Origin of the sequence: Burkholderia sp. Se-20378, assembly GCF_017104665.1 — a bacterium.
In the GTDB taxonomy this organism is placed as follows: Bacteria; Pseudomonadota; Gammaproteobacteria; order Burkholderiales; family Burkholderiaceae; genus Burkholderia; species Burkholderia lata.
In genome coordinates, this window is the sequence record NZ_JAAGPG010000695.1 from 1 (window position 1) to 3,464 (window position 3,464).

A 3,464-nucleotide genomic window follows, 5' to 3' on the forward strand; every position below is an offset into this window, starting at 1 on the left:
TACTCGCCGCGCCCGACTGGGGCCGCATCGCGGGCGGCTTCGACCCGCACGCGATCGACGTCGCCGCGCTGCTGCAGCGTGCGTACCCGGCCTGATGCCGTTTCGTACAGCGTAGTACAACCCAGTTCGCCTTCGATCGCCCGCCCGGAGTCCCGATGAACCTCGTCGCCGCCCTTGACCGCGCCGCCCGTGCGACGCCCGACAAGCCGTTCCTCGTCAGCGAATCCGCGACGATCACCTATGCCGCCGCGCGCGAGCGCTCGCACCGCGCGGCAGCCGTGCTGAGCGCGCTCGGCGTCGCGGCCGGCGACCGTGTCGCCGCGATGTGCTTCAACACGCCGGCCTTCGTCGACCTGATGTTCGGCGCGTGGCGGCTCGGCGCGACGTTCGTGCCGATCAACCACAAGCTGCAGGCGCCGGAAGTCGACTACGTGCTCGAACACAGCCGCAGCAAGGCGCTACTGTTCGACGTGGCGCTCGCGCCGGTGGTCGAACGCATCGTGCATCCCGCGCGGCGGCTCGTGACCGAAGGCGAGCTCGACGGCGTGCCGTGTTTCGACACGCTGTGCGCGACGATGGACGGCCTCGCGGGCATCGATCCGGCCGATGGCGACATCGCGCAGATCCTCTATACGTCCGGCACGACCGGCCACCCGAAAGGCTGCATGCACAGCCACCGCACCGTGACGCTCGCGGCGATGCAGGCGGCCCTCGCGACCGGCATCGGCCGCCACGAGCGCACGCTGATGGCGATGCCGATCTGGCATTCGTCGCCGCTCAACAACTGGTTCGGCGGCACGCTGTTCGCGGGCGGCACCGTCGTGCTGCTGCGCGAATACCATCCGCTGCGCTTCCTGCAGGCCGTCGAGCGCGAACGCGTGACGCTGTATTTCGGCGCGCCGGTGTCGTACCTGCTGCCGCTCGACACGATCGACGGCTTCGCCGCGTTCGACCTGTCGAGCGTGCGCGCGTGGCTGTACGGCGGCGGCCCGATCGGCCCCGCGCAGGCCGAACGGCTCGCGCGTGCGTATCGCAGCGATGCGTTCTTCCAGGTGTACGGCATGACGGAAGCGGGCCCGGCCGGCACGACGCTGTATCCGGACGAGCAGATCGCGAAGGCCGGTTCGATCGGTTGCACGGGCGGCCCGGGCGTCGACCTGCGCGTCGTGCGGATGGACGGCATCGACGCGCAGCCGGGCGAGACCGGCGAGATCTGGCTGAAGACCGACAGCATGATGCTCGGCTATCTCGACGATGCGGCCGCGACGCGCGCCGCGTTCGCGCCGGACGGCTGGTATCGCACCGGCGACATCGCGCGGATCGATCAGGATGGCTACCTGTTCATCGTCGACCGGCTGAAGGACATGATCGTGACGGGCGGCGAGAACGTCTATTCGAAGGAAGTGGAAGACGTGCTCGGCGCACACCCGGACATCGCCGAGGCGGCCGTCGTCGGTGTCCCGCATCCCGACTGGGGCGAGACGGTCGTGGCGCACGTGGTGCTGCGCGCGGGCACCGCGCCCGACGCGGACGCGCTGCGTGCGTTCTGCGGCGAGCGGCTGGCCGCGTACAAGATCCCGCGCGAATTCACGTTCGCGCAGGCGCTGCCGCGTACGCCGACGGGCAAGCTGCAGAAGTTCCTGCTGCGCGTGCGGCGCGAATAGCCGTTTGTATGGCGGCGGAAAAAGAAAAAGCCACCCGGCCCGGTGGCTTTTTCGCATGATCAACGGGGCAGCGACCTGGGCCGCCGCCCGTTCGTCACGTCACTGGCTGCTTACTTGCCGCCGATGCTCTTCAGCGGCTTCCACTCGCCCTTCTCGACCTTGTACATCGTGATGCCGCCGTTCTTCAGGTCGCCCTTCGCGTCATAGGCGACGTGCGTCGACGTCACGCCGGCCATGTCGCTCTTCGCGAGCACCGGCAGGTACTTCGCCGGGTCGGTCGAGTCGGCCTTCTTCATCGCGTTGAGCATCGCCATCGCGCCGTCGTACGCGTACGGCGAGTACGTCTGCACGTCTTCGCCGAAGCGCTTCTTGTACTTGTCGGCATAAGCCTTGCCGCCCGGCATTTCTTCGAGCGGGAGACCGGCCAGCGAAGCGATCGTGCCGTCGGCCGCGTTGCCCGCGATCTTCAGGAACGTCGGCGTCTTCACCATTTCGCCGCTCATCAGCGGTGCCGTGATGCCGAGCGTCTTCATCTGCTTGACCATCGGCGCTGCCTGCGAATCCGCGCCGCCGTAGTAGATCAGATCCGGCTTCGCCGACTTCAGCTTGGTCAGGATCGCCTTGAAGTCCACCGCCTTGTCGTTCGTGAATTCACGGTCGACGATCGACGCGCCGCCGGCCTTCGCGGCCTTCTCGAACTGGTCGGCGAGACCCTGGCCGTAAGCCGTGCGGTCGTCGACGATCGCGATCTTCTTCATGCCGAGATCCTTCGACGCGAACGTGCCGGCCACCGAGCCCTGCTGCGTGTCGGACGTCATCATGCGGAAGGTCGTCTTGTAGCCTTGCTGCGTGTATTCCGGCGCCGTCGCCATCGCGATTTCCGGAATGCCCGCGTTCGCGTAGATGCGCGAAGCCGGAATCGTCGTGCCCGAGTTGAAGTGGCCGAGCATGCCCTTGATGCCGTCGTCGACGAGCTTCTGCGCGACCGTCGTGCCCGTGCGCGGGTCAGCCTGGTCGTCCTGCGTGTTGAGCACGAACTTCACCGGCTTGCCGCCGATCTTCGGGTTCGTCGCGTTGAAGTCTTCCAGCGCGAGCACGATCCCGTTCTGCATATCCTTGCCGTAGTGCGCCTGCGCGCCCGTCATCGGCCCTGCGTAACCGATCTTCACGTCATCCGCATGGGCCGTCCCCGCCAGCGACATGACCGCGACGAACGTCGCGCCTGCCAGCTTTTTCATCGTGTGTTGCATAGCATCTCCTTGGTACCAGGGTAAATGGAGCGGCTTCGGGATCGCCTTGCCGCTTCCTATGTTTGATCCGAACGGCAAGGATGATCAGCCGATCGTCATCAAATTCGCATTGCCACCCGCCGCGGCCGTGTTCACGCTCACCGAGCGCTCCGTCAGCAGCCGTTCCAGCGCGTAATCTTCCGCATCGCCGTTCTCGAACGCGCCCACCGACACGCCCTGCACCGACACGATCGGGCCCGGCCGCTGCGCGACGTCCTTCACGAGCGTCTGCAGTTCGTCGCTGTCGCCTTCGAACAGCACCGCGTCGAACGGCGCGTCAGCCTGCTTGCGCACGACCGCGTGAGCCTTCAGCGACGCCGGCAGCGCGGCGACCAGCGCCTCGCCTGCCGCACCCGCGAACAACGCACGGTTGCCGGTTGCCAGCACCGCCGCGAACTGCGCGCGCGCACCGCCCGGCGTTGCCGCGACGCACAACACCGTGCCGCGCGGGCCGAGTGTATACGTGTTTCGCTCGCCCGTCGGACCGGTCAGCACCGCGGTCGCACCGACC

2 protein-coding genes and 1 pseudogene are annotated in these 3,464 nt (G+C 67.5%); 1 reads left to right on the plus strand and 2 read right to left on the minus strand.

Translation table 11 applies throughout. From position 1 onward, the window contains the following. The first annotated feature begins 155 nt into the window (after positions 1 to 155). A complete protein-coding gene (locus G3N93_RS36245) occupies positions 156 to 1,664 on the plus strand; it encodes a class I adenylate-forming enzyme family protein (protein WP_206135166.1) in 1,509 nt (502 codons plus the stop codon). A gap of 110 nt (positions 1,665 to 1,774) precedes the next feature. Here G3N93_RS36245 and G3N93_RS36250 read toward each other — a convergent pair whose 3' ends face one another. Together G3N93_RS36250 and G3N93_RS36255 are read right to left on the minus strand one after the other, a co-directional pair. Next, positions 1,775 to 2,914, minus strand: coding sequence for a branched-chain amino acid ABC transporter substrate-binding protein (locus G3N93_RS36250; protein ID WP_174940214.1), 1,140 nt, complete (start codon positions 2,912 to 2,914; stop codon positions 1,775 to 1,777). Between the two features lie 84 nt (positions 2,915 to 2,998). Beyond that, positions 2,999 to 3,464: pseudogene (locus G3N93_RS36255) on the minus strand (trifunctional transcriptional regulator/proline dehydrogenase/L-glutamate gamma-semialdehyde dehydrogenase); the annotation flags it as partial.

Coding starts and splice junctions, on each gene's coding strand:
- G3N93_RS36245 (WP_206135166.1), top strand. CDS start 156: ATGAACCTCGTCGCCGCCCTTGACCGCGCCGCCCGTGCGACGCCCGAC.
- G3N93_RS36250 (WP_174940214.1), bottom strand. CDS start 2,914: ATGCAACACACGATGAAAAAGCTGGCAGGCGCGACGTTCGTCGCGGTC.